At 69.1% G+C, this 24083-nt stretch carries 23 protein-coding genes; 6 read left to right on the top strand and 17 right to left on the bottom strand.

Going from position 1 to position 24083, the window contains the following annotated elements; all coding sequences use genetic code 11:
- The first annotated feature begins 31 nt into the window (after positions 1 to 31).
- The 3 genes from glf to ACUZ2Y_RS19175 are packed head-to-tail and all read left to right on the top strand — an operon-like array spanning position 32 to position 2650.
- Entirely contained in the window at positions 32 to 1246 is a 1215-nt protein-coding gene (gene glf, locus ACUZ2Y_RS19185; protein ID WP_476320809.1) for a UDP-galactopyranose mutase, read from the top strand.
- A 4-nt stretch (positions 1247 to 1250) separates the two neighbouring features.
- Positions 1251 to 1751, top strand: a complete 501-nt coding sequence (locus tag ACUZ2Y_RS19180) for a phosphatase PAP2 family protein (protein WP_476320807.1) — start codon at positions 1251 to 1253, stop codon at positions 1749 to 1751.
- A complete protein-coding gene (locus ACUZ2Y_RS19175) occupies positions 1745 to 2650 on the top strand; it encodes a decaprenyl-phosphate phosphoribosyltransferase (RefSeq protein WP_476331934.1) in 906 nt (301 codons plus the stop codon). Before ACUZ2Y_RS19180 ends, ACUZ2Y_RS19175 begins: the two co-directional genes overlap by 7 nt.
- A 49-nt stretch (positions 2651 to 2699) precedes the next feature.
- Here the strand turns inward: ACUZ2Y_RS19175 and ACUZ2Y_RS19170 are convergent, their stop codons facing one another.
- From ACUZ2Y_RS19170 to ACUZ2Y_RS19150, 5 genes are all read right to left on the bottom strand, one after another.
- Positions 2700 to 3830, bottom strand: coding sequence for an SdrD B-like domain-containing protein (locus tag ACUZ2Y_RS19170; protein ID WP_476320805.1), 1131 nt, complete (start codon positions 3828 to 3830; stop codon positions 2700 to 2702).
- 4 nt (positions 3831 to 3834) lie between these two features.
- The gene (locus ACUZ2Y_RS19165; RefSeq protein ID WP_476320803.1) at positions 3835 to 4344 is read right to left on the bottom strand and encodes an NlpC/P60 family protein; all 510 of its coding nucleotides are present in this window, start codon (positions 4342 to 4344) and stop codon (positions 3835 to 3837) included.
- A gap of 113 nt (positions 4345 to 4457) precedes the next feature.
- Complete coding sequence (locus ACUZ2Y_RS19160) at positions 4458 to 7553, bottom strand: AfsR/SARP family transcriptional regulator (RefSeq protein WP_476320801.1); 3096 nt, start codon at positions 7551 to 7553, stop codon at positions 4458 to 4460.
- Positions 7554 to 7637: 84 nt separating this feature from the next.
- The gene (locus tag ACUZ2Y_RS19155; protein ID WP_476320799.1) at positions 7638 to 8393 is read right to left on the bottom strand and encodes a decaprenylphospho-beta-D-erythro-pentofuranosid-2-ulose 2-reductase; all 756 of its coding nucleotides are present in this window, start codon (positions 8391 to 8393) and stop codon (positions 7638 to 7640) included.
- A 90-nt stretch (positions 8394 to 8483) separates the two neighbouring features.
- Positions 8484 to 9866 (bottom strand): FAD-binding protein, encoded by a 1383-nt coding sequence (locus ACUZ2Y_RS19150; protein ID WP_476320797.1) that lies wholly within the window; start codon positions 9864 to 9866, stop codon positions 8484 to 8486.
- 35 nt (positions 9867 to 9901) lie between these two features.
- Here ACUZ2Y_RS19150 and ACUZ2Y_RS19145 point away from each other — a divergent pair, with 35 nt between their 5' ends.
- Positions 9902 to 10318, top strand: coding sequence for a GtrA family protein (locus tag ACUZ2Y_RS19145; protein WP_476320795.1), 417 nt, complete (start codon positions 9902 to 9904; stop codon positions 10316 to 10318).
- 15 nt (positions 10319 to 10333) lie between these two features.
- On the opposite strand, the gene ACUZ2Y_RS19140 is transcribed toward ACUZ2Y_RS19145, so the two are convergent.
- From ACUZ2Y_RS19140 to ACUZ2Y_RS19095, 10 genes are all read right to left on the bottom strand, one after another.
- Positions 10334 to 10600, bottom strand: coding sequence for a hypothetical protein (locus ACUZ2Y_RS19140; RefSeq protein WP_476320793.1), 267 nt, complete (start codon positions 10598 to 10600; stop codon positions 10334 to 10336).
- 74 nt (positions 10601 to 10674) lie between these two features.
- Complete coding sequence (locus ACUZ2Y_RS19135) at positions 10675 to 11313, bottom strand: hypothetical protein (protein WP_476320791.1); 639 nt, start codon at positions 11311 to 11313, stop codon at positions 10675 to 10677.
- Positions 11310 to 11993 carry a hypothetical protein gene (locus ACUZ2Y_RS19130; RefSeq protein WP_476320789.1) on the bottom strand — a complete coding sequence of 228 codons (684 nt, stop codon included), beginning with the start codon at positions 11991 to 11993 and terminating at the stop codon, positions 11310 to 11312. Before ACUZ2Y_RS19130 ends, ACUZ2Y_RS19135 begins: the two co-directional genes overlap by 4 nt.
- A gap of 3 nt (positions 11994 to 11996) precedes the next feature.
- Complete coding sequence (locus ACUZ2Y_RS19125; protein WP_476320787.1) at positions 11997 to 13487, bottom strand: WXG100 family type VII secretion target; 1491 nt, start codon at positions 13485 to 13487, stop codon at positions 11997 to 11999.
- Entirely contained in the window at positions 13484 to 14008 is a 525-nt protein-coding gene (locus ACUZ2Y_RS19120) for a YbaB/EbfC family nucleoid-associated protein (protein WP_476320785.1), read from the bottom strand. Before ACUZ2Y_RS19120 ends, ACUZ2Y_RS19125 begins: the two co-directional genes overlap by 4 nt.
- A gap of 138 nt (positions 14009 to 14146) precedes the next feature.
- Positions 14147 to 15052, bottom strand: coding sequence for a galactofuranosyltransferase GlfT1 (glfT1, locus tag ACUZ2Y_RS19115; RefSeq protein WP_476320783.1), 906 nt, complete (start codon positions 15050 to 15052; stop codon positions 14147 to 14149).
- Positions 15049 to 15840: a galactan export ABC transporter ATP-binding subunit Wzt/RfbE gene (wzt, locus tag ACUZ2Y_RS19110; RefSeq protein WP_476331932.1), complete on the bottom strand. Its 792-nt coding sequence runs from the start codon at positions 15838 to 15840 to the stop codon at positions 15049 to 15051. The genes glfT1 and wzt overlap by 4 nt, the downstream gene beginning before the upstream one ends.
- A 15-nt stretch (positions 15841 to 15855) precedes the next feature.
- A complete protein-coding gene (wzm, locus tag ACUZ2Y_RS19105; RefSeq protein WP_476320781.1) occupies positions 15856 to 16767 on the bottom strand; it encodes a galactan export ABC transporter permease subunit Wzm/RfbD in 912 nt (303 codons plus the stop codon).
- A gap of 32 nt (positions 16768 to 16799) precedes the next feature.
- On the bottom strand, positions 16800 to 17660 hold the full coding sequence (locus ACUZ2Y_RS19100) for a class I SAM-dependent methyltransferase (protein WP_476320779.1): 861 nt from the start codon (positions 17658 to 17660) through the stop codon (positions 16800 to 16802).
- Between the two features lie 68 nt (positions 17661 to 17728).
- On the bottom strand, positions 17729 to 18232 hold the full coding sequence (locus ACUZ2Y_RS19095; RefSeq protein WP_476331930.1) for a bacterial proteasome activator family protein: 504 nt from the start codon (positions 18230 to 18232) through the stop codon (positions 17729 to 17731).
- Between the two features lie 224 nt (positions 18233 to 18456).
- Here ACUZ2Y_RS19095 and ACUZ2Y_RS19090 point away from each other — a divergent pair, with 224 nt between their 5' ends.
- Entirely contained in the window at positions 18457 to 19659 is a 1203-nt protein-coding gene (locus tag ACUZ2Y_RS19090; protein WP_476320777.1) for a cysteine desulfurase-like protein, read from the top strand.
- Between the two features lie 53 nt (positions 19660 to 19712).
- Here ACUZ2Y_RS19090 and ACUZ2Y_RS19085 read toward each other — a convergent pair whose 3' ends face one another.
- The gene (locus ACUZ2Y_RS19085; protein ID WP_476320775.1) at positions 19713 to 20675 is read right to left on the bottom strand and encodes an NAD(P)H-quinone oxidoreductase; all 963 of its coding nucleotides are present in this window, start codon (positions 20673 to 20675) and stop codon (positions 19713 to 19715) included.
- A 199-nt stretch (positions 20676 to 20874) separates the two neighbouring features.
- Here ACUZ2Y_RS19085 and ACUZ2Y_RS19080 point away from each other — a divergent pair, with 199 nt between their 5' ends.
- Positions 20875 to 22467: a M28 family metallopeptidase gene (locus tag ACUZ2Y_RS19080; protein ID WP_476320773.1), complete on the top strand. Its 1593-nt coding sequence runs from the start codon at positions 20875 to 20877 to the stop codon at positions 22465 to 22467.
- 65 nt (positions 22468 to 22532) lie between these two features.
- Here the strand turns inward: ACUZ2Y_RS19080 and ypfJ are convergent, their stop codons facing one another.
- Positions 22533 to 23447: a KPN_02809 family neutral zinc metallopeptidase gene (gene ypfJ, locus ACUZ2Y_RS19075; RefSeq protein ID WP_476320771.1), complete on the bottom strand. Its 915-nt coding sequence runs from the start codon at positions 23445 to 23447 to the stop codon at positions 22533 to 22535.
- Positions 23448 to 24083 lie beyond the last annotated feature (636 nt).

Genomic DNA, 24083 nt, shown 5'->3' with positions numbered 1-24083 from the left:
GGTCGACGACACGCAGGTAACCTGGGCCCTCGTGAGCGACGGTGCGAACACCCCAAGCAGCTACGCAGGCTACGACCTGATCATTGTCGGGTCCGGATTCTTCGGCCTCACGATCGCGGAGCGGACGGCGACCCAACTGGGCAAGCGCGTCCTCGTGATCGACCGACGGCCGCACCTCGGCGGCAACGCCTACTCCGAGCCTGAGCCGGAGACCGGGATCGAGGTGCACAAGTACGGCGCGCACCTGTTCCACACCTCGAACAAGAGAGTGTGGGACTACGTCAACCAGTTCACCGAGTTCACCGGCTACCAGCACCGGGTGTTCGCGCGCTACCAGGGCCAGGTCTATGCCTTCCCGATGAACCTCGCGCTGATCAACAGCTTCTTCGGCAAGTCCTTCACCCCGGACGAGGCCAGGAAGCTGATCGCCGAGCAGTCCGCGGAGATCAAGACCGAGGACGCGCAGAACCTCGAGGAGAAGGCGATCTCGCTGATCGGCCGCCCGCTCTACGAGGCGTTCGTCCGCGGCTACACCGCCAAGCAGTGGCAGACCGACCCCAAGGAGCTGGGCGCGGCGATCATCACCCGCCTGCCGGTCCGCTACGACTTCAACAACCGGTACTTCAACGACGCCTACGAGGGTCTGCCCGTCAACGGGTACACCGCGTGGCTGGAGAAGATGGCCGAGCACGAGAACATCGACGTGCGGCTCAACACCGACTACTTCGACATCCGCGACCAGATCCCCGCCGGAACCCCCACGGTCTACACCGGTCCGCTGGACCGCTACTTCGACTACTCGGCGGGCGAGCTGGGCTGGCGCACGCTGGACTTCGAGACCGAGGTCGTCCCGACCGGCGACTTCCAGGGCACCTCCGTCATGAACTACAACGACGAAGAGGTCCCCTACACCCGCATCCACGAGTTCCGGCACTTCCACCCGGAGCGCACCCACTACCCGACGGACAAGACGGTCATCGTCCGCGAGTACTCGCGCTTCGCCGAGTCCGGCGACGAGCCGTACTACCCGATCAACACCCCGGAAGACCGCGAGAAGCTCGCGCGCTACCGGGATCTGGCCAAGGCCGAGGCAGCCGAGAAGAACCTCATCTTCGGCGGCCGACTGGGCACCTACCAGTACCTCGACATGCACATGGCGATCGGTTCGGCCCTGTCGGTGTTCGACAACAAGGTCGCCCCCCACCTGACCGAGGGCGCCCCGCTCGACGGTTCGCTGGACGGCTAGGCGCGTGGGACGGGAGACCGCCGCGCTGAGCCGCGTCCAAGGTGCCATCGCCAAGCCGGCGGTGGTGAAGGCGGCGCGCGGGCTGTCGCACTTCGGTGAGCACAGCGCGGGCTGGTTCGCGCTCGGCCTGGTCGGCGCGGCGTTCGACAAGCGCAGGCGCGGCGACTGGCTCGCCGCATCGGCCGGGATCGTCGCGGCGCACGCGGCGTCGATCGCGGTCAAGCGGGTCGTGCGGCGGCCCCGTCCCGAAGACCCTTCGGTCAAGGTGCTGGTCCGCACGCCGAGCAAGCTGAGCTTCCCGTCGTCGCACGCCACCTCCACGACAGCGGCCGCGGTGCTGTTCTCGGGGCTGACCGGCAAGCCACTGGTGCCCGTGCTGGTGCCGCCGATGCTCGTCTCCCGGCTGGTCCTGGGCGTGCACTACCCGACCGACGTGGTCGCCGGGTCGGTGCTGGGCGCCGTGGTCGGCGGCCTCCTGCGGCGCAAGCTGAAGAATCGATCGTGAGCGAGGCGGTGGCGGAGGTGGCCAAGCCAGGTCTGGTCGGTGGGCTGCTGCGCACGGCTCGACCGCGCCAGTGGGTCAAGAATGTGCTGGTCCTGGCGGCGCCGTTCGCGGGCAACCGGATCTTCGAGGGCCCGGTCCTGCTCGACGCCGCGCTGGCGTTCGTGGCGTTCTGCCTGGTGTCGTCGGCGGTCTACCTGGTGAACGACGCGATCGACGTCGAGGCCGACCGCGCGCACCCCACCAAGCGCAACCGCCCGATCGCCGCGGGAATCGTGCCGGTCCGGCTCGCCTACATCGCCGCCGCCGTCTTGCTGGTCGCCTCGCTGGCGGTGGGTCTGCTCGCCGGCTGGCCGTTGGTGATCGTGCTGGCCGTCTACGCCGCGGTGCAGCTCGCGTACTGCCTGGGGCTCAAGCACCAGCCGGTGATCGACCTCTGCATCGTGGCCTCCGGCTTCCTGCTGCGGGCCATCGCGGGCGGCGCCGCGGCCGCGATCCCGCTGTCCCAGTGGTTCCTGCTGGTGGCGGCGTTCGGCTCGCTGTTCATGGTGGCGGGCAAGCGGTACGCCGAGGTCGTGCTGTTCGAGAAGACCGGCGCGAAGATCCGCGAGTCGCTGCGGAAGTACTCGTCGAGCTACCTGCGGTTCGTGTGGGCCACCTCGGCCGCGATCATGATCACCACGTACTCGCTGTGGGCGTTCGAGATCCGCGAGCGCAGCCCGAACCACTCGGTGTGGGCGGTCATCTCGATCGTCCCGTTTGTCATCGCGGTCCTGCGCTACGCCGTCGACGTCGACCAGGGCGGGGCGGGTGAGCCGGAGGACATCGCCCTCAAGGACCGCGTGCTGCAGGTCCTGGGCGCCTCCTGGGTCGCGTGTCTGGCCCTGTCGGTCTACCTCTGATCGCATGGTGATGGGGCGCCCCCTCGGGCGCCCCATCACCATTTCCGAGTCAGGACCGCGCGCTGATCCTGGCGGTCACCACGTTGTTGCCGGTGTCGCTGTCGCCATACACGCCGGGCACCGCTTCGACCCGGATCTCGCTCGGGTCGAAGGCCGCGTCCACCCGGACTCGAACCCCGACGAACTCGACGGCACCTGGGTGCCTGCGGCCTTCGAAGTAGCCGTACGCCGTCTGCCCCTGAATGTGCGACTGCATGCCGCCTGCCTGGCCGATGATCGTCAGGCCGGCCGGGACCGTGAGGTTCGCCCGGAGCTGCTCGGCGACGTTGCCGTACGGGACGGCGCTGCCGTAGATGGTGAACTCCTCGCCGACGGCGACCGGGGCGCTGAGCCAGGTCTGGTCGGCGGCGTAGGTCCGGCCGTTGTAGTCGAGGATGAGCTGCGAGGCCCGCATGTCCATCCGGGCCAGGCGGTAGCCTGCGTCGATCCCGGTGACAGTAGCGCCCGGGGCGAACTCGAGGGGCTGGGTCTCCCCGGTGGCGAAGCCGAACTTCGAGTCGCCGCCTTCGCCCGTCCAGCCTTCCTTCGGGCTGTGCATCGACCGGTCGATGGCGCCGAGTACCGGTCCGTTCGCGGCGATGTCGGTCAGGCAGTAGTTTCCGTCGGCATCGGAACTGGTGTAGTTGCTCGTCCCCGCGACACCGACCGCCGAATCGGCGACCCGCGGTTCCCCGGCCTGGCGCAGGCCGTCCTCGTTGGCGTCCCGCCAGATCGTGCCGCAGACCGTGGCACCGCGGAGTCCGAAGTGGATTGGCGAGACCACGGTGCCCGCGCTCAGCACGACGTTCACCGACGTGCCGGTGGTGGCGGCGAAAGCGTTGTCCTCGTGGGAGATGTCGTAGGCGCCGAGCGGGAGGCTGTGGAAGGCGAAGCCACCTGTCGAGTCGGTTCGGGCCGTGAACTCACCCCCCGAGCCCTTCGCCTTGACGATCGCGCCTGCCCTTCCGTGTTCGCCGTCTTGCCGGGTGCCGTCACCGTCGCGGTCGAACCACACCGAACCGCCGAGGGTGCCGGTCGGGGCCTGCGCGGACGCGGTGGCGGCGAACATGACCGGGGCGACGAAGGTGGCGAGCATGGCGGCGGCGGTCGCCCGGCGGGCGAGCTTGGACTGCTTCGACATGTGACTAGATCTCCTGGTTCGTGGGTGCGGCACGCTGGCCGGTCGGCGTGATGAGCGAATAGCGGCGCGGCTCATACAGTTCGCCGCTTTGGTTGTAGGGAAAGAAAATGCGGCGGAGTACGGTGCCGGTCTCGCCTGACTGCTCGAACCCCCAGTACGCGGTCCGCTGGCTGGTGGCCCACTCGTGGAAGATCGTCACGTGCCGGGTGAGGTTCGTGCCCTCGGTCCGCAGCAGGACGTCTCCCGCGACCAACTCGTCCTTGGTGATCAGCGAACTGATCCGGGCGAGTCCGGTCGTGTCGAGGCCGCCGTGCCGATTCAGCGGTACCCCTGGTAGGCCCCAGGCCATCGAGACATAGCCCGAGCAGTCAGTGCGGTAGATCCCGTACTCGTTCTGGTGGAACTTGGTTTGGCTGTAGGGAACCGAAGGCCGAAGCCAGCTCTCCGCGCGCTCGACGATCTCGCTACGGCGGATCGGCCTGCCGTTGGCGAGGTCCCGGTGCGCGATGGACATGTCGTCGTGACCTGCTCTCGTGTCTTCGTTTCCCTGACACGAGAAGCGTCGCGGACGCCGCTGCAACCGGGCTGCAAGTCCGCTGGAGGCCGAGCCGGATACCTACAGGAAACCTATAAGTGGGTCTGGAGCCGGACCCGGTCGCGCCAGTCGGCCGGGGTGAGGTCCGCGATCTCGGCCAACTCGCGGGCGCCGGTCTCGGCGAACAGCTCGCGGGCGCGCGCCCAGTGCTCGTCGGCCCGCGCAGGGTCGGCGGCCGCCAGGTCGCGCAGGGTCCGGGCCTGCCAGAGCGGCAGCTCAAGCTCCGACCACTTGGCGAGCGCGTCGAGCAGCGCCTCCCGGGCGCGGGGCAACTCGCCAAGGGCGAGGTGCAGCTCGCCGACCGTGCGGGTTATCAAGGCACCGCCGAACCGGTCGCATTGCGCGGTGCAGATCCGCAGGCACGCGGCCAGCGTGTCGGCCACACCGTCGGTGTCGCCCATACGCAGCCGCGCCTTGGCCCACGACTGCCGGGCGTAGATCGCCCCGAGTTCGTCGCCCGCTTCGAGCAGCAGCCGGGCGGCGTCGGCGCTGAGGTCCGCGGCTTCGGCGTACTCGCCGACCGCGCGGTGGCACAGGCTCAGCCCGCGCAGCGCCAGCGCTTCGCCGCGGCGGTCGTCGATCTTCTGGTACAGCTCGACGCAGCGGCGGAACTGGCTCGCCGCGGAGTCCAGGTCGCCGTGGTCGCGGCTGATCGCCCCCAACCCGTAGCGGGCGGCAGCGAGAACCGGATCGTCCCCGTTCGCCTCGGCCGACTCGGCGGCGGCCGCCAGGTCGCGCTGCGCGTCGGCGAACTGGGCAAGGTCGCGGCGCACGGTTCCGATGCCGACCAGGGCGACGGCCCGGGTGATGTCGTCGCCGATTGTCTCGGCGTGGCCGAGGGCCTGCTGGAAGTGGTCGAGCGCGGTGGGGAAGTCGTCCTTCTCGTAGTAGAGCTGCCCGAGACCGGCCAGCACGACGGCTTCGGCCTGCCGGTCGTTGTTGCAGCGCGCGGCGCGCAGGGCGACCTCGTGCGTGCGCTGCCAGCCGTCGAACTCGTTGCGCGCGGCGAACGGCGAGGACAGCAGCGACGTGATCAGCAGCGTCGTCATGCCGTCGATGCCGAGGTCGTGGGCGCGTTCGACGGCGCGCACCACCGCGGCCGTCTCCGACTTGAGCCAGTTGGTGGGGTCGGCCTCGGTCTCCTCGATCAGCCGGGGATCGACGTCGACGTTCGACGTCAGCGCCGGGCGCAGACCCAGGGTGACCCGCGGCAGCTTGCGCGACCCGGCCTCGACCAGCGCCATCCAGGTGGCCAGGGTGCGCGACACCGCGGCGGCGATGAGGTCCGACGGCTCGTCGCCGACCGCGTGCTCGGCGCCGAAGAGCTGCACCAGGTCGTGGAAGCGGTAGCGGACCCGGCCGATGGCGTCGACGCCCGCGACGTCGAGCAGCCGCAGCTCGACGAGTTGCTCGACGATGTCCTCGGCGTCCTCCAGCGAGACGTCGAGCAGCGGCGCGGCCAGCCACCAGCCGAAGTCGGGCAGGTCGAGCAGGCACAGTAGGTGGAACGCGCGGCGCTGGACGTCGTCGAGCTCGGTGTAGTTGAGCCGCAGGCTCGACCGGATCGCCAGGTCGCCGATGGCCAGTTCGTCGAGCCTGCGGTGCTCGTCGGACAGCCGCGACGCCAGCGACTTGAGCGGCCAGTGCGGCCGGGCGAGCAGCTTCGCCGCCGCCGCCCGGATGGCCAGCGGGATGCCGCCGCACAGGTCGGCGATCCGCTCGGCCTCGACGCGCTGGGACTCGACCCGCTCGGCGCCGATGATGTTGCCGAGCATCTCGACCCCGGCGGCGGTGTCGAAGAAGTCGAGTTCGACCGGCTCGATGCCCTGCAGACCGGTGAGCCGCGACCGACTGGTGATGATCACCAGGCAGCTCGCGTCGCCCGGCAGCAGCGGCCGGACCTGCTGTTCCTCGCGGGCGTTGTCCAGGACGATCACGAGCTTGCGGCCCGACACCGTGCGCCGGTACAGCTCGACCCGGTCGTCGAGGGTCGCGGGCAGATCGGCCCCGGCGACTCCGAAACAGCCGAGGAACCGCCCCAGCACCTCGAACGCGCCGAGGTCGCGGTCGGAGCCACGCAGGTCGGCGAACAGCTGCCCGTCGGGGTAGTGGGTGCGCAGCAGGTGCGCGGCGTGGATGGCCAGCGCCGACTTCCCGGCGCCGCCGAACCCGGAGATCACCACGGTCGGCACGGCCGTGCGGGCGCTGTCGGGCTGCCCGAAGCGCAGCACGGTCGCCAGCGGCTCGTCGCGGCCGGTGAAGTCGCCGATGTCGGGCGGCAGCAGCCGCGGGACGGCTGACTCGCTCGGCCGCGGGACGGGCACCACGCGCGCGGCGACGGGCGCCCGCGGTGTCGTGGCCAGCGGCCGCAGGGTGCCGTCGAGGATGGAACTCTGCAGCTCACGCAGCTTCTCGCCGGGTTCGAGCCCCAACTCGTCGAGCAGGTGCGTCCGGCCTTCCCGGTAGACCTCCAGCGCGTCGGCTTGGCGGCCGCTCTCGAACAGCGACCGCATCAGCAGCCCACGCGACTCCTCGCGCAGCGGGTGGCTGGCGACCAGCCTGCGCAGCTGGTCGGCGACCTCGTCGGCGCGGCCCGCCACGAGCTTGCACCGGGCCAGCCCCTCCTCGGCGTCGAGCCGCTCCTGGACGAGCCGGTCACCGTGCGACCGTGCGAACCCGGAATCGACCCCACCGAACGGCGCCCCACGCCACACACCGACGGCCGCCGCGAACTCCCGCGCCGCCGTCTCGTGGTCCCCGCCGCGCTCAGCCTGCCGCGCCGCGCCCATGTGCGCACCGAAGTCCTCGATGTCGCTGTCGCCTGCCCCGACGTCGAGCAGGTAGCCGGGCGCGCGCGTGGCCAGGACCGACTTGCGGTCGGCGGCGGCGAAACCGCGGCGGAGAAGCGAGACGTAGGTGTGCACCAGCGCGGTCGCCGACTGCGGCGGGTCGTTGTCCCAGATCAGGTCGATCAGCCGCTCGATGGGCACGACTTGCCGTGCCTGCAGCAGCAGCGCGGACAGCAGCGCCTTGGGCTTCGGACCGCCCAGCGTGACAGGTGTGTCGCCTGCCCGGATCTCGACCGGGCCCAACACCAGGATGCGCACAAGTTCCCCCAGTGTGCTCAAACCCTATTGGACCGATTTTGGCACACTCGGGGCCCGTTCCGGCCAGTTGGTGGGTGTCACTTCACCAGCCGGAACCCGGCGCGCTCAGATGGGCAGCTTCCGGAAGATCGGCCGCGGGATGTGCCGCAGCACCGACATCACCGCGCGCCACTGGCCCGGAGCCCACACCAGGTCGCGGCGCCTGCGGACGGCGTCGACGACGATCTCGGCGACCTTGTCCGGGGTGGTGGCCATGGGGGCGGCCTTGAGGCCCTCGGTCATCTTGGTGTGGACGAAACCGGGGCGCACCACCGTCACGTGGATGCCGTCGGGACGCAGCGCCTCGCCCAGGCCGAGGTAGAAGCCGTCGAAGCCCGCCTTCGTCGAGCCGTAGACGAAGTTGGACCGGCGCACCCGCTCACCGGCCACAGAGGACAGTGCGACGATCGAGCCGTGGCCCTGCTTGCGCAGCCGCTCGGCGAGTGCGATGCCCAGTGACACCGGCGCGGTGTAGTTGACCTGGGCCAGTTCGACCCCGGCGGCGTGGTCCTGCCAGGCCTGCTCCGGGTCGCCGAGCAGACCGAAGGCGATGACGGTGACATCGACGTCACCGTCGGCGAAGGCCTGCTCGACGACCGCGGGGTGCGAGTCGAGGTCCTTGGCGTCGAACGCGATCGTGCGGACCGTCGCGCCGAGCCCGCGCAGCTTCTCGGCGGCGGCGTCGAGCCGCTCGGACGGGCGGGCCGCGAGGATGACCGTCAGCGGGGCCTGGCGGGCGTAGTTCTCCGCGACGGCCAAGCCGATCTCCGAGGTGCCGCCGAGCAGGAGCAGGGACTGGGGGATGCCTACTGCGTTGATCAAAGTTCGAACCTTCGCTGATCGTTGCGTCGAGTTCAAAGCGTCGACTGCGTTGATGCTGTGTCCATCAGTGACCTTCTAGTTGGGTGTTCGTCAGAGTTCGAGCCTGCGCGCCTGGTCGGAGATGAAAAGGCCGTCCGGGTCGACGCTCTGGCGCACCTTGCGCCACTCGTCGAGCCGCGGGTACATGCGGTGGAAGGTCTCCGGCGCGGTTCGCGATTCCTTCGCCAGGTACAGGCGCCCGCCGACGCCGAGCACGAGTTCGTCGAGTTCGACGCAGAACGCCGGAAGTCCCGGTGTGATGGGGAAGTCGACGGTGATGGTCCAGCCTGGCCGCGGGAACGACAGCGGCGCCGCGTTGCCCTCGCCCATCCGCTTGAGCACGTTGAGGAACGACACGTGCCCGGACTCGGCGATGCGCCGCACGATCCGGCGCAGATCGGCGTCGGCCTCGAACGGGATGATGAACTGGTACTGCAGGAACCCGTTCGGCCCGTAGGCCCGGTTCCACTCGCCGAACAGGTCGAGCGGGTGGTAGAACGCCGTCAGGTTCTGGATCTGGCCGCGGGCCTGCTTCGGCGCCTTGCGGTACCAGGCCTCGCCGAGCGCCCGGAACGTCAGTTTGTTGGCCAGCCCGTTGGGAAACACGTTCGGCAGGGTCAGCAGCTGCGGCGCGTCGAACTTCAGCGGGTGCGCCCGCAGCTTCTTCGGCAGTTGGTCCACTGTGGCCAGTGAGCCGCGGGAGAACACCGCGCGGCCGAGCTTGTCGCCGGTGGAGATGGAGTCGAACCAGGCCATCGAGTAGTCGTAGTTCTCGTCGGACCCGTCGGCGAACAGCGACAGCGTCTCGTCCAAAGTGGACGTTCGGTCGGTGTCGACGACGAAGTACGCGCTCTCGACGTGCTTGAGCGCCACCGTCGCCCGCAGGATGATCCCGGTCAGGCCCATGCCGCCCACGGTCGCCCAGAACAGCTCCGACTCCGGCCCGTCCGGGGTGATCGAGCGCACCCGGCCGTCGGCGGTGAGCAGGTCCATCGACCGCACGTGGTTGCCGAAGCTGCCCGCGGTGTGGTGGTTCTTGCCGTGGATGTCGGACCCGATGGCCCCGCCGATCGTGACCTGCCGGGTCCCGGGCAGCACCGGCACCCAGAGCCCGAACGGCAGCGCGGCCCGCATCAGCTGGTCGAGGTTCACCCCGGCGTCGAGCACGGCCAAACCGCTGTCGGCGTCGATGGAGTGGATCCGGTCCAGGCCGTTCATGTCGACGACGATGCCGCCCGCGTTCTGCGCCGGGTCGCCGTAGGACCGGCCCAGCCCGCGCGCGATGACCCCGCGCTCGGTCGCCTGCCCCACCGCCGCGATGACCTGCTCTTCGGTCGTCGGATAGGCGACCCTGGCGACCGACGGCGCGGTCCGGCCCCAGCCGGTCAGCGCGCGGGTCTCGAACTGCGGTCCTGCGTTTGAAACAGCCTCCACCCAAGCCAGGGTAGCGGCGTCCCTAGACTGGCCGGGTGGCCGAGGTCAGGAACGACTCCGAGCGCCCCGGGCTGGTGAGACAGCTCACGCGCTTCGTCATGGTCGGCGGGTTCTGCGCCCTGGTCGACTCCGGCGCCTACTGGCTGCTGCTGCAGGCGGGCACCTGGGTGCACCTGGCCAAGGCGCTGAGCTTCATCGCGGGCACCACCACCGCCTACTTCCTCAACAAGCGGTTCACCTTCGCCGGCGCGTCCGACCGCGGCGCGAGCCAGGCGGGTGGGTTCGCCCTGCTCTACACCGTGACGTTCTTCGTCAACGTCGGCACCAACGCGCTGATGCTTGAGCTGCTACCCGAGATGCGGTGGGAGTACGCCCTCGCCTGGGTTGTCGCTCAGGCGGTCGGGACGACGATCAACTTCGTGATGCTGCGGACCGTCGTCTTCCGGCACTGAGTCTTCCGGCACTGATCAGACGCCGAAGCCGCTGCCCTTTCGGTTGGGGCTGCCGTAGACGCGGACGTGCGACGGCAGTTCGTCGAGGTGTGCGGAGACGACGTGCCCGAAGTTCACCGCGACTGTGTTGCCGTCGTCGAGTTCGAGGGTGTCCACGCCCGCCGACGCCATCAGGACCGGGAGTCGGGGCTTGAGGCTCTTGGCGCTCTTGGGGGAGAGGGTGAAGACGACCTCGTTGCCGGTGGCGAGGTGGAGGATGAGGGTGCGCTGGGAATCGCTCATGGGTCCCACCTGATCACCGCATGCCTCGGTGGGCAAGCCGGGTTCACTGGTAGCGGATCAGCTACGAGCGGAAGTCAGCGTCGGTTCATCTCCTTCGCCAGCACGGCCCCTCGATCGAAGCGGTCTTCGCGGACGAACAGCAGCGAGCCGTCGGTGAACGCGACCCGGACGAAGGTCGGCGCGGGGATCGAGCGGCCCAGCAGCACCGGCCCGATCCCAGCGACCCGCGCGGCGGGCACGCTGTGCTGGACGTGGACCGGGTCTTCCGGGTCCCACCCGGTCTTCGTGGACACCACATAGTCGTAGGCGCGTCCGAGAAGGCCACCGCGATCCTCATCCGGTGCCTGGGGCTGGTCGGCGAGCAACTTCCTCGGGAAGCTGACGGTGACTCGTTTGTGGGTCGCGAGGATCGCGACGACGCCAAGCCCCGAAGCGGCCTGCTCCGCCATCTGGGGTGCGTCCTGGCCTGGGTGGCCCGCGTCGGCCCACATGCCGATCGCCGGGTCGTCCGCCCAGTCGTTGCCCACGAACTCGCCTCGGGCGATCACCTGGGCCGGAAGCGGCCACTTCGGGTCGTCGAAGACCAGCTTCGGGGCGTCCGGCCGGGCTTGTCGGGGCACCTGGACCGTGCCTGCGATGCGGGTTCCCACCGCGAGGTTCTCGCACATCAGCAGATGCAGGACGGTCTCGTCACTATCCAAAACCGGGGTCACTCAGGGGCTCCGTGGGAGAGGGCGAGCATCCGCTCGAACTGGGCCTTGGCAGTGCCGGACGGAAGGAAGTCGATGGCCGACCCGTCGACCAGTTCGATCCGCAGCGCTGGCTGCCGCCCCATCGACGTTTTGCGCTCCGCGAGCGTGATGCCGCGGATCTGGGTGCGCGGAAACTCGGCGATGATCGTTTGCTCGCTGGGGCCGACAGTCTCCATGCCCGCATTGGTCAAAGGGGAGCTGACAACGTCCGCCACGAGCTTCCCGACTTCGGCCACGCCGCGAAAGAAGCCCTTCTTCTTCGGCTCGGGCTCCGGCTCGGGTTTCTTGACCGCGATCGCCCGAAGCAGCCGCCCAGTCGTCAGCGCCCACATCGAGGGTTCACGGAACTGGAACCCGTGCCGCACAGCGGATTCACTCGTCGACTTCCCGATGTAGACAACGGTCGGCGGCGTCGCTCGCCCCGTCGCGTCGTTCCCGTCTGATGCGAACACCACTTCGCCGACGACACTGACGGCTCCCAGTGCCGCGCGGGAGAGCATGCCCGGCTTGGGCGTGCCGTCCGGATTAAGCCCTGGGACGTCAAACTCTTGTCGGCCGGTGGTGATTGCCCAGAGCAACTCCTCGCCCGGCGCGAGCAGCCGCCGGGCCCTGATCCCCGGCTGCAACACGTTGGGTTGCATCACTTACTCATCAAGGGTGAAGCCCCGCTGGGTGTCTGCACGGCGCTCCTCTTCTGTGGAGGGATCGGTCGCCTGGGCATAGCCTTGCTCGACGCCGTACTCGACGGCCGCGCCGGGCACGTTTTCCATCAACCCGCGGGTGACCGCGGTGCCGGTGTTCGTCGTGCCGCCGAGCCCTAGCACGCCGAGGCCGGCTTGGACCCCTCGTTGTGCCAATGCCTGCTCACCTTCGGCGTCCGCGCCGAAGAACCTATGGCCCGACTTGGTCCGCAGACCTGCTTCCGCGCCATCGACAATGTTGGAGTCCGTGTGGTTGCGAAGAGCGCCCAAGACCGGGTTTCGCCGATCCATCTGCCTGCCGATCATCCCGCCCACTCCACGAGTGTTCGCGAGGCCATTGGCACGGTCGACCAAGCCCCGAAGTCGCCCGGAACGGAGTTGCTGGAGCAGATCCTCAAGGTGTTTGAAGATCGGCTTGAGCTTGTGCAGCAGGTTGGCGACCTTGGTGCCCAGCCGGGTGCCCGTGATCGCGACCTGGGCGGAGGTCAGCCCGGTCGCCGCGGCCACGGAGGCGCCCGCGGTGATCCAGGACGCCGCCAGCGCGGCGATCCACTCGATGATCAGGCCGATCACGAGTTCCTGGATGATGTCGATGACGGTCTCGACGAACAGGTCGAACAGGTCAGCCGCGAGGTTCAGGTTCTCCCTGAGACCCCGGATGTCCGAGGCCATGGCCTTGGCGCCCTCGGCGAACTCGGCCATCTCGGCGCGGAACGCGTCGCCCGCCTCGCCCTCCCAGACCGGCTGGGTGGCGTCGGAGCGCTGCTTCTCGTGCTCGCCGGCGCCCTCGACCCACTGGGCGATCTTCTCCCAGCCCTCACCCGTGCTGCGCATCTGCGCGGGGTCGCCGATCGCCGGTTCGAGCACGAACTCGACGAGCGGGCTGATCACCAGGCCGATGAGGAAGCCGAGGCCGTTGTCGAAGAACGCCTGCCCGGGGCTGGTGACGGCCTCAAGCTGCTGCATGCGCGCGTTCACCGTGGCGATGGCGATCTCCGGCGGTGTGCCCGCGTCGGCGAGGTCCGAACTTGCCTTCACCCAGGAGCTGCCGTAGCCGGCGTGCTGCTCGAGGTAGCCCTCCGAATTGCCGTCGCCCGCGTTGACCGAGCCGATGCCGCCCGGGCCGTCGAGCGAACCGGACAGCTGGCCGTAGGTCCCGGCCTCCCCGGTGTCGGTGCCGCTGTAGTTCTTCGCGGTGTCGGTGACCGCCGCCGACACCGCCGACATGTACGTCTTCGCCTGGGTGGCGAGCTGCTGGCATTCCTCGACGTTGTTGAAGTACGCGAACGCGAGGAACTCGCCCAGCGGACCGAAGCAGTCGTCGGACACCCGTGCCTGCTCGAACACGCTGGAGAGCGCGCCGAAGTGCTCGCCGGTGGCCTCCGAGCCCAAGCTGTAGGCCGCGAGCGCCTCGCCGCTGATGATCATGGTCATCGGTTACCCCCGAAGATCGAACCCGTCGAGAAATCGTCGTCGTCTCCGTCTTCGACGGGACGCGGCGGCCGTGGGTTCCGAGCGGGCGGGGGTGCGGAGAAATCGGCCCGGGAGGTGCCGGGCGGCGGCGGCGCGGGCAGCGACGCCGGGTTCGGCGGAGCCGAGGGGCCCACCGGCGGCAGGTCCGGCGTGTGCGCCCGGAACGCCTCCTGGAACTGGGAGAACTGGGCCTCGCCGACGGCCGGGCGCACGAGCTGCTCCATCGCGGCCGCGGCCTGCAGCGTGGCCTGCCGGATGGTGCCGAGGATCTCCTGCGTGAGCTGGACGTGCGACATCTTCATCGCCGCGGGCCCCAGCTGCAGGCCGAGAACCGCACCCGAGGGGGCGACGGTGACCGTCACCGAGCCGTCGCCGTTGCGCGCGCTGCCCTTGAGCTGCGCGATGCCCTCCTTGAGCGCCGAAGCTCGGGCTGCCTGTTCCTCGAAGCGCCGCATCGTCGCCTGGAGCTTGGCCTCGTCCATCGCTAGTCCGCCTCCCCGGAATTCAAAGTTTTGGTCACCTGCCGTGTCATGGTGCGGATTGGCGGTGGCCGTGGGCGGCTGCCGTCACGGTCCCCTTGGGTGCCGGTCGGAGCGCAGCCCGTACTTTGTCAGACACTCCTAGGCCCGGAAGAACTTCTCCTGGCGACCCTTGCGCACCAGCTTGAGCCACTCCAGGAAGGCCTTCGGGTCGCGCTTGGTGCCGAGGAAGTACATGCCGAAGCGGAGGACTTCCAGCATCCCGATCTTGCGCATCCCCGGCTGCGACATCAAATACCCGCGGTTGCGGTAGGTGTAGTACCGCTTGATCGCGTTGTCCGGGTCCTGGGCGTGGAACCGGCCGCCGAGCATCGGCTTGAACTCGTCCGAGCCGTCCGGGTGCAGGTAGGACACGGTCAGGCAGGTGCCGAACGGCAGGCCCGAGCGCACGAGCCTGCGGTGGATCTCGACCTCGTCGCCGCGGAAGAACAGCCGGTAGTCCGGGACGCCGACCACGTCGAGCGTGTCCGCGCGGAACAGCGCGCCGTTGAACAGCGACGCGATGCCCGGCAGGAAGTCCTGCCCGAGCTCCTGCGCGCTGCGCTTCCACGTCAGGCCGCGGCGCAGCGGGAAGGCGAGCTTGTCCGGCGCCTCGATGTTGGTCACGACCGGCGACACCTCGGCCAGGCCGCGCTTCTCCGCGACGTCGAGCAGGGTGCCCAGGACCGACTCGTCGGCCGGGCGGCCGTCGTCGTCGGCGAGCCAGAGCCAGTCCGCGCCCATGGCCAGCGCGTGCAGCATGCCCAGGGCGAAGCCGCCCGCGCCGCCGAGGTTGCGATGGGACACGAGGTAAGTGGTGGGCACGCCACAGGATTCGACGATGTCGCGGGCCGGATCGTCGGGGCCGTTGTCGACGACGACGACGTGCTCCGGCGGCCGCGTCTGCGCCGCGATCATCTTCAGGGAGTCCGCGAGCAGCGCCCGGCGGTGCCTGGTGACCACCACGGCCACGACTGATCCCGGCGGCAGCTGCTGCGCGGTGCTCATAGGGTCTCGCCGAGCCTTTCGAGGGTTTCCTTGCTCATGTGCTCGAACGGGTCGCGGCCCTTGTAGGCCGTGAGGACCTCACGCAGCGACCCGTGCATCTTGACCCGGCCCTCGTCCATCCAGATGGCCGTGTTGCACAGCTCGAACAACAGGTCGTCCGAGTGCGAGGCGAAGACCAACATGCCGGACCTTCGTACCAGGTCGACGAGCCGGTCGCGAGCTTTGGCCATGAACGCCGCGTCGACCGCGCCGATGCCCTCGTCGAGCAGCAGGATCTCCGGGTCGATCGAGGTGACCACGCCCAGCGCGAGCCGGACCCGCATGCCGGTGGAGTACGTGCGCAGCGGCAGGTGCAGGTAGTCGCCCAGCTCGGTGAACTGGGAGATGTCCTCGACCCGTGCCTCCATCTGCTTGCGCGACATGCCCAGGAACAGGCCGCGGATCATGATGTTCTCGAGACCGGAGATCTCCGGGTCCATGCCTACCGCGAGGTCGAACACCGGGGCGATCTTGCCGGTGATCTCGGTCGTGCCGCGCGTGGGCTCGTAGATGCCCGACAGCAGCCGCAGCAGCGTCGACTTGCCCGCGCCGTTGTGCCCGACGAGCGCGACCCGGTCGCCCTCGTTCAGGGTGAGCGTGATGTCGTGCAGCGCTTCGATTATCGGGACTCTGGTTTCGGTCCCGATCTTGCCGCCGACCTTGCCGAGGACGGCCTTCTTCAGCGACCGCGTCTTGGCGTCGAAGATCGGGAAGTCGACGGAGGCGTTCTGGACCTCGATGCTGACCATGTGGGGATGCCTCACCTAGACCCAGTAGGAAACACGCGAACGGTAGTTGCGCATCGCGAGCATGGCCAAGGCCCACCCGACGACGGTGATACCGCCTACGACGGCCCAGTGGTGCCAGCTCTGCTGGCTGCCGATCAGCGGGGCCCGGATGATCTGGATGAAGTGGTACAGCGGGTTGAGCTCGGCCACCCACACCATCCAGCCCGCGTCGGTGCCCAGCTTGCGGGTGATGAGGTCCACCGGCCAGACGATCGGCGTCATGAAGAACAGCAGCTGCGTGAGCGCGCCGATGACCTGCGGGATGTCGCGGTAGCGGGTGCTGATGATGCCGAAGAGCAGCGCGACCCAGGTGCCGTTCAGGGCGAGCAGCACGAAGGCCGGGATGGCGGTGATGATCGTCCAGTCGAGACCGGGCTGCGGCAAGCCGTTCGGGCTCAGCAAATAGTTGTCCTGGACCAGGTTCGGGAAGAAGATGGCGAGCACGACCACGTAGACCAGCAGGTTGTGCACGAACATCAGCGCCAGCCGCCACACCGTGCGCAGCGCGTAGACGGTGAGCGGGGCGGGCAGGTGCTTGATCAGCCCCTCGTTGGAGATGAAGGTGTCCGCGCCCTCGGTCATGCAGCCGAGCATGAAGTTCCAGACGATGAACCCGACCGTGAGGTACGGGAGGAACGTCCCGATGTCCGTGTCGAACAGGGTCGAGTACAGCAGGCCGAGGCCCGCCGCGGTCACGGCCATGCTCAGGGTGATCCACAGCGGACCGATGACGGACCGCCGGTAGCGCTGCTTGATGTCCTGCCAACCGAGGTGTCCCCACAGCTCACGCTGCGCGAAGCCCTGTCGCAGGTCCTCGACCGCACGACTGAACGTGCGCCCGGCGTGCACCACCGGCACGGGCTTCTCCTCGATCAGGGTTGCTTGCACGGGTCCCGAGACTACCGGCGTGGCCGTGACACTCACCCAGCCGGGGAGTCGGTTCCGGTCACACGAACGACGACCTGCTCGTTGTCCGTCGTGTACGCGGCGTATTCAAATTCAGTGCCGGTGGCCGCGACGTACTCCTGCCACGCCTTGAATTCGTGCTCGCGCCACCCTGCGTAATTGAAGAGTTCATCGAACACGATGACGCTGCCTGCCCGCAGCCGCGGCCCCACGAGGTCGAGCACAGTTTTCGCCGAGCTGTAGAGGTCGCCGTCGACGTGCAGGAAGTCGACCGGGCCGGGGTGTTCGTCGAGGAACCCCGGCAGCGTCTGGTCGAACCAGCCGACCACGAGTTCGGCGCCCGGGACCTCGGGAATGCCGTCGACCCGGAACGCGCCCGCCGGGTAGCCCGCCCGCCAGTCGCTGGGCAGGCCCTCGAAGGAGTCGAACCCGAACACGCTCTCGCCGCCGCGGGCGGTGGCGATGATCTTCAGCGTGGTCCCGGTGTAGACGCCGAACTCCAGCGCCAGACCGCCTGCGGGCGCCAGCGACAGCCCGTGCTCCAGCGTCTGGTGCGGGTGGGGGAACTGCGCGGCCTGCGCCATGTGCTCGTAGGCGAAAGCACTGCTGTCCGCCGCCGCGTCCCGCTCCGCGGCGTAGAAGAGGTCCCGGCGGGCTCGGTGCTCGAAGTCGGCGATCCGCTCCGACACACGGTCGACCGTGCGGTCGGCGTGCTGGTGCAGTTCGTCGCGCAGCCGGGCGACCTCGGCCTTGAGCGACTCGATCTCCTGGGCCTGCCCACGAGAGACCGCCTCATCGATCGCGTTCACCAGTTTCCCGCGGACGGACCGCTTGATGTCCTCGGTTCGCAGGATCGCGCGCACCTTGTCGAGCATGCAGAACTCCTTTCCACGATCAGGTCGAGGAAGGATACGGGCCACGGGGCCGAATCAAGTTACCGAGATCACAAATACTGGCCGGTGCCGCGGATGTGGGTGCCATCGGCGCTCTCGGCGCCACCGCCGACGCCCGGGGGAAGGCCCCGGCGCATCTGCTCCAACTGGACCCTGGCGGCCATCTGCTGGGCGAACAGCGCGGTCTGGATGCCGTGGAACAGACCTTCCAGCCACCCCACCAGCTGCGCCTGCGCGATCCGCAGTTCGGCGTCGGACGGGGTGCCGTCCTCGGTGAACGGCAGCGACAGGCGTTCGAGCTCGTCACGCAGCTCAGGTGCCAGACCGTCCTCCAGCTCGACGATCGAGCGCTTGTGGATCTCGCGCAGGCGGTTGCGGCTGGCCTCGTCCAGCGGTGCCGCGCGCACCTCCTCGAGCAGCTGCTTGATCATCGTGCCGATCCGCATGACCTTCGCGGGCTGCTCGACCATGTCGCCGACCGACTCGCTGGGCGTGCCGCCCGCCTCGGGAATGCGCGCCGCGCCAAGCGGGGAGCCGTCCGGGCCCACCACCATCACGGTGTGCGACTGGTCCTCGGTGTTATCGGCTGGGTTCTCGGCGTTGTCGTCGGCAGAGCTGCGGGAGTTCATGGAGTGGCTCATCTGCTCCGTCCTGGGCCAGATCGGGATCGGCGTGAAGGGCATCTCCCAAGGGGAGTCCACCGAAGTCACGTCTGCGAGGGTATCCGCTCCGCCTCCCCACGAAACGTCGGCGTTCCGGCGTGCGTACGGTGTGGCCCATGGCCTTCGACGTCGCGCGAATCCGCGGGCTGTTTCCCGCGCTCGGTGACGGCTGGGTGCATCTGGACTCGCCCGCCGGAATGCAGGTTCCCGAGCAGGTGGCCACCGCCGTCTCGACCGCCTTGCGCGCGCCGGTGTCAGGCCCGGGCGGGGTGTTCCCGGCGTCGCAGCGCGCGGCGGCGATCGTCGACGCGGCCCGCCGCGCGGTGGCCGATCTCGTCGGCTGTGACCCGGCCGGAGTCGTCCTCGGACCGAACACCGCGGTCCTGCTCGCCCGTCTCGCCGAGGCCCTCGGCGAACGCTGGCTCATCGGCGACGAGGTCACCCTGTCCAGGCTCGACCACCAGGCCAACACCGCCCCCTGGCTGCGGGTCGCGCAGCGCGCGGGCGCGACCGTGCGCTGGGCCGAGATCGACATCGAGACCTGCGAACTGCCCGCCTGGCAGTACGAGAACCTCATCTCACACCGCACGAAGGTAGTGGCGGTCACCGCCGCCTCGGGCGCCGTCGGCACCAGGCCGGACCTGAACAAGATCGCCGACCTGTCCAAGGCCGCGGGCGCCTTCGTCGTGGTCGACGCGTCCTCCGCGGCGCCGTTCGTGCCCATAGACATCAACACCATCGGCGCCGACGTCGTCGCGGTGTCCGCCCACGCCTGGGGCGGCCCGGCGGTCGCCGCCCTGGCCTTCGCGGACCCGGCGGTGATAGACCGGCTCCCCGCCAGCTCCCTGGACCCGCGCGCCTTCGGCCCGGCCCGCCTCGAACTCGGCGAGAACGCCCACCCCCTCCTCGCGGGCCTCGTCGCCTCGGTCGACTACCTCGCCGAACTCGACGACGCCGCCACCGGGACCAGGCGGGAACGCCTGCAGACGTCCCTGAGCTCAGCGAAGTCCTACCAGGCAGGCCTGCTCTCCAGGCTGATCGGAGACCTGCGCGGCCAACGCCACGTCATGGTCATCGGCGACGCCATGCGCCGCATCCCGACCCTGGCGTTCACCGTCGCCGACGTCAAAGCGACCGAAGCCGTAGTCCACCTGGCCGACCACGGCATCTGCGCCTTCGCCGACGACGCCCCCAGCGGCGTCTTCGCGGCGTTGGGCGTCGGCGAGGTAGGCGGCGCGGTCAGGGTCGGCCTGGCCCACTACACAAACTCGGTAGAGGTCGACCAACTAGTCGAAGCCGTCGCCTCTCTACGCCCCTGACCCGCGAGTCGCCCCTTCAGAACAATGAGTTCAACGTTGGCGACAGTGAGTTCTCACTTCGCGACGGTGAGGACGAGCTTTCCGAACACGCCACCCTCGTCGAGCATCCGGTGTGCGTCGCCGACTCGTTCGATCGGCAGGACCTCGTGCACCACCGGCCGCACCTTGCCCTCGGCGATCAGCGGCCAGACGTTCGCCACGACGTCCGCGCAGATCTCGCCCTTCTCGGCCACCGGCCGGTACCGCAGGCTCGTCGCGGTGACCGACGCGTTCTTCGCCAGGAGTGCGCCCAGGTTCAGTTCGGCCTTCACCCCGCCCTGCATGCCGATGACCACCAGTCTGCCGCCGCGGTTGAGCGCCTCGACGTTGCGGGCGAGGTATTTCGCGCCCATGTTGTCCAGGATGACGTCGGCGGTCACTTCCTTCTCGAATTCCACTTCGCGATAATTCAGCGCTACGTCGGCCCCCAATTCGCCGCACTGAATAGCCCGTTCGGCCGAGCCCGCGGTAATGGCCACCCGGGCGCCGATGGCTTTGCCGATTTGAATGGCGTGCGTCCCGATTCCGCTCGCCCCGCCGTGCACGAGGAGCGTTTCGCCCGCGGTGAGCCGAGCGGTCCGCATGACGTTCGACCAAACGGTGCACGACACCTCTGGGAGCCCCGCGGCCGTCACCAATTCGATACCTTCGGGGATCGGCATCAGCTGCGGCGCGGGCACGACGACCAGTTCCGCGTATCCGCCACCAGCGAGAAGCGCGCAGACCGCGTCGCCGACGCGCCAGCCCGTGACCCCTTCGCCCAACGCGGCGACGGTTCCCGAGCATTCGAGACCGATCACCTCCGACGTCCCCGGCGGCGGCGGATAGAAGCCTTTCCGCTGCAAGAGGTCGGCGCGGTTGACCGCGGTCGCCGCGACGCGGACCAGGACTTCGCCGGGGCCTGGTTCGGGGTCGGGCACCTCGGTCCACCGCATGACTTCCGGGCCGCCGGGCTCGCTGATCATGATCGCTCGCATGTGGACGACCGTATCCCGCGGGCGACGCGCCGACGCCGGTGCCGGTGTTTCTCGTCTGTCCAGGTGAATCTATGCGCAGTTGATAATGAACAGCTATTGACCAGCGACGCCAATCAGGTGAAGGTGTGCACGCCGGAACATCGGATCGCGTCGGGGGCGATCGACGGTTGGCACCCAACCCATGAACAAGGGAACCTGCATGCCCAAAAGTCAGACGCTCCGCGTCGGAGCCGCCATCCTCGTGGCAACCGGCGCGCTTGCGTTCACCACAATTCCGTCCTCGGCGGCGCCGACCGCGTCAGCCGAGTTGCCGGACGGCCCCGCCCTCGCGCGGAACCTCGTCAAGAAGGTCACCGGATCGGGGGTGAACCGCCACCTGATCGCGCTGCAGCGCATCGCCGACCAGAACGGCGGCATCCGCGCCGCGGGCACCCCTGGCCACGCCAAGTCGGCTGAGTACGTCGAGTCGAAGCTTCAGGCGGCCGGGTTCGACGTGTCCCGTCACGAGTTCGACTTCACCTTCACGCAGACCCTCGCGGAGAAGCTGACGGTCGCGGGCGCGAGCGTGCCGATCTCGATCATGACCTACAGCCTCTCCACCCCGGTCGGCGGCATCACCGCGGACCTGGCCGTCGTGCCTTTCGGCGCCGACACCACCCCGGGCTGCGAGATCGCCGACTACGCGGGCATCGTGGCGACCGGCAAGATCGCCCTCGTCTCCCGCGGTGGCTGCACCTTCGCCCAGAAGCAGGCGGTCGCCGCCGAGGCGGGCGCTGTGGGCGCGGTCATCTACAACAACACCGACGGCCCGCTCAACGGCACCCTCGGCGACCCGGCCGCGGCGAAGCTGCCCACCGGCGGCATCACCAAGGCCGACGGCGAGGCGCTGGCCGCCAAGGGCGGCTCGGCGACCCTTGAGCTGCGCGCGCTGCGTGAAGAGCGCAAGAGCTACAACGTGATCGCGCAGACCAAGACCGGTCGCAAGGACAACGTGGTCATGGCGGGCGCGCACCTCGACAGCGTCATCCAGGGCCCCGGCATCAACGACAACGGTTCGGGTTCCGCGGGTCTGCTGGAGACCGCCCTGCAGCTGGGTGGCTCGCCGCGGGTCAGCAACGCGGTCCGCTTCGCCTGGTGGAGCGCCGAGGAACTGGGCCTGATCGGCTCGACCAGGTACGTCGACTCGCTCACCTTCGAGCAGCAGGTCGACATCGCGCTGTACCTGAACTACGACATGATCGCCTCGCCGAACGCGGCGTACTTCGTCTACGACGGCGATGACTCCGACGCGACCGGCGCGGGCGCGGGACCCTACGGCTCGGCCCAGATCGAGAAGGCGTTCGTCGACTTCCTGGGCGCCACCGGCACCCCGACCCAGGGCACGGACTTCTCGGGTCGTTCGGACTACGGCCGCTTCATCGCGGTCGGCATCCCGGCCGGTGGCCTGTTCACCGGCGCCGAGGGCATCAAGACCCAGGCCCAGGCTGACTTGTGGGGTGGCCAGGCGAACGTCGCCTACGACAAGTGCTACCACCAGAAGTGCGACAACCTCGGCAACATCGACCGCGTCGCGCTCGACCGCAACTCCGACGCGATCGCCTGGGTGACCGCCTCGTACGCGGTCAGCACCGAGGAGATCAACGGCATCCCGCCGCGCGTTCAGCGTGCGGAGACCCGGGCCGCCCAGACTCGGATGATGCGCATGCAGATGGCCAACGAGGACGCTCAGGCCGCCAAGGCCGCGGGCACCGACGTGGTCGGCTGCATCCACGTGGACCGTCCGGCCGCGTAAGCAGTAGCTCGTAACCGAAAGAACCCCCGCGGCCACGTGCCGCGGGGGTTCTTTCGTGTGTGTCATCAGCCCAGGTCGCGCGCGCTGAACGTGTCGCACTGGGCGGGGTCGCCGGTGTTGAGCCCGGCGGTGAACCAGCGCTCACGCTGCTTCGACGAGCCGTGGGTGAACTGGCTCTCGTCGACCTGCCCGCCACCCAGGTTCTCCTGGATGAAGTCGTCACCGATGCGCGCGGCCACGTCGAGCGCGCGGTTGACGTCGTCCTGCGAGATCGACTTGATCAGCGGCTTGCCACTCGACGTGGGGACGCTGGTGGCGTGGTTGGCCCACACGCCCGCGTAGCAGTCGGCCTGCAGCTCCAGGCGCACCGCGTCGGACGTCGGCCCGGTCCCGCGCTTCACCTTGTCCGAGGTGCCCAGCAGCGTCTGCACGTGGTGGCCGTACTCGTGGGCGATGACGTAGGCCTCGGCGAACGTGCCGCCCTGGGCGCCGAAGCGCGACTGGAGTTCCTTGAAGAACGCCAGGTCGATGTAGATTTCCTGGTCGCCAGGGCAGTAGAACGGGCCGACGTCGGAGGTCGCGCTGCCGCAGGCGGTGTTGACCCCGCCGGTGAAGAAGTTCGTCGGCGCGGCCTGGTAGGTGCTGCCGGACCGGGCGAACGCGTCGGTCCAGTAGCCCTGGATCGAGTTGATGACCGCGACCAGCGCGCAGTCGGAGTTGGTGTTGGCGTCCTTGCCGGTCCGGCACTCCTTGGAGAGGTCGGAGTTCGACACCGTCTGGCCTTCACCGACGTCACGGGTGCTGATGGGGGAGCCCTGCGGGACCCCGCCGAGCTGGGAGAGCACGAAATACAAGATCATGCCCACGATTCCGAGACCACCGCCGCCGAGGGCGACCCGGCTCCCGACGCCACCGCCGCCGGAGCCGCGCATGTCCTGCACCTGGGAGGTATCCAGGGCTACGTCGTCATTGAACTCCACAGGCCCACTCCGCGTCCGACGGTCGGGGGCACCCGCCCCCGTTGGCATTGTCGGGGCAAACGATAACCAGGTCCGCGGCCCGAGGCTGGCCGGACATGCGCCTGGGTGCGGCGCCGTCGGGCTGCCGCACCCAGGTGTTACCGCTGATGTAGTGGCCGCCGCCTCGCCGGTTGGCGTGGAGCCCTGCCGAACGGTCTGGAGACACGTCCGACGCAGGGTTCAACAGCGTCGAGGTGCCATCCGGATGCGCGTCACGCATGGGCACACTCGAATACCGGTGAATCACCGCTCACAATCACAGCTGGGTCGATGCTGTCGCCTCAGCCGCGGGGTCGCGGCGTGCCGCCGGCCACTACTGGAGATAGCTGCTCCGCCACGGCACCACCTATCCTTCCTCGGCAGGCACGGCGACCAGCGCGTTCGGCCTAGCGCTCGGGTCCACTCGGGCCAGCCGTCTCCCTTCCCATGTTGCCCCTATCACACTCGGCAGGCAACCCCTTCACGGGTCCTGAACTGGTGAAATTCACTCTCACTGTCCGGAACGGACCGCCCGCGTTCCGTTGTGGACACACCCACAAGCGGCGCCACGGACGAGTGACCCAACCGGCATGGCGTGAAAACGCGAAGAACATTGTC

The sequence above is a fragment of the Actinokineospora sp. UV203 genome, from assembly GCF_056323665.1.
Note: the sequence above shows the minus strand (reverse complement) of the source record. Positions and strands in the feature narration are given on the sequence as shown.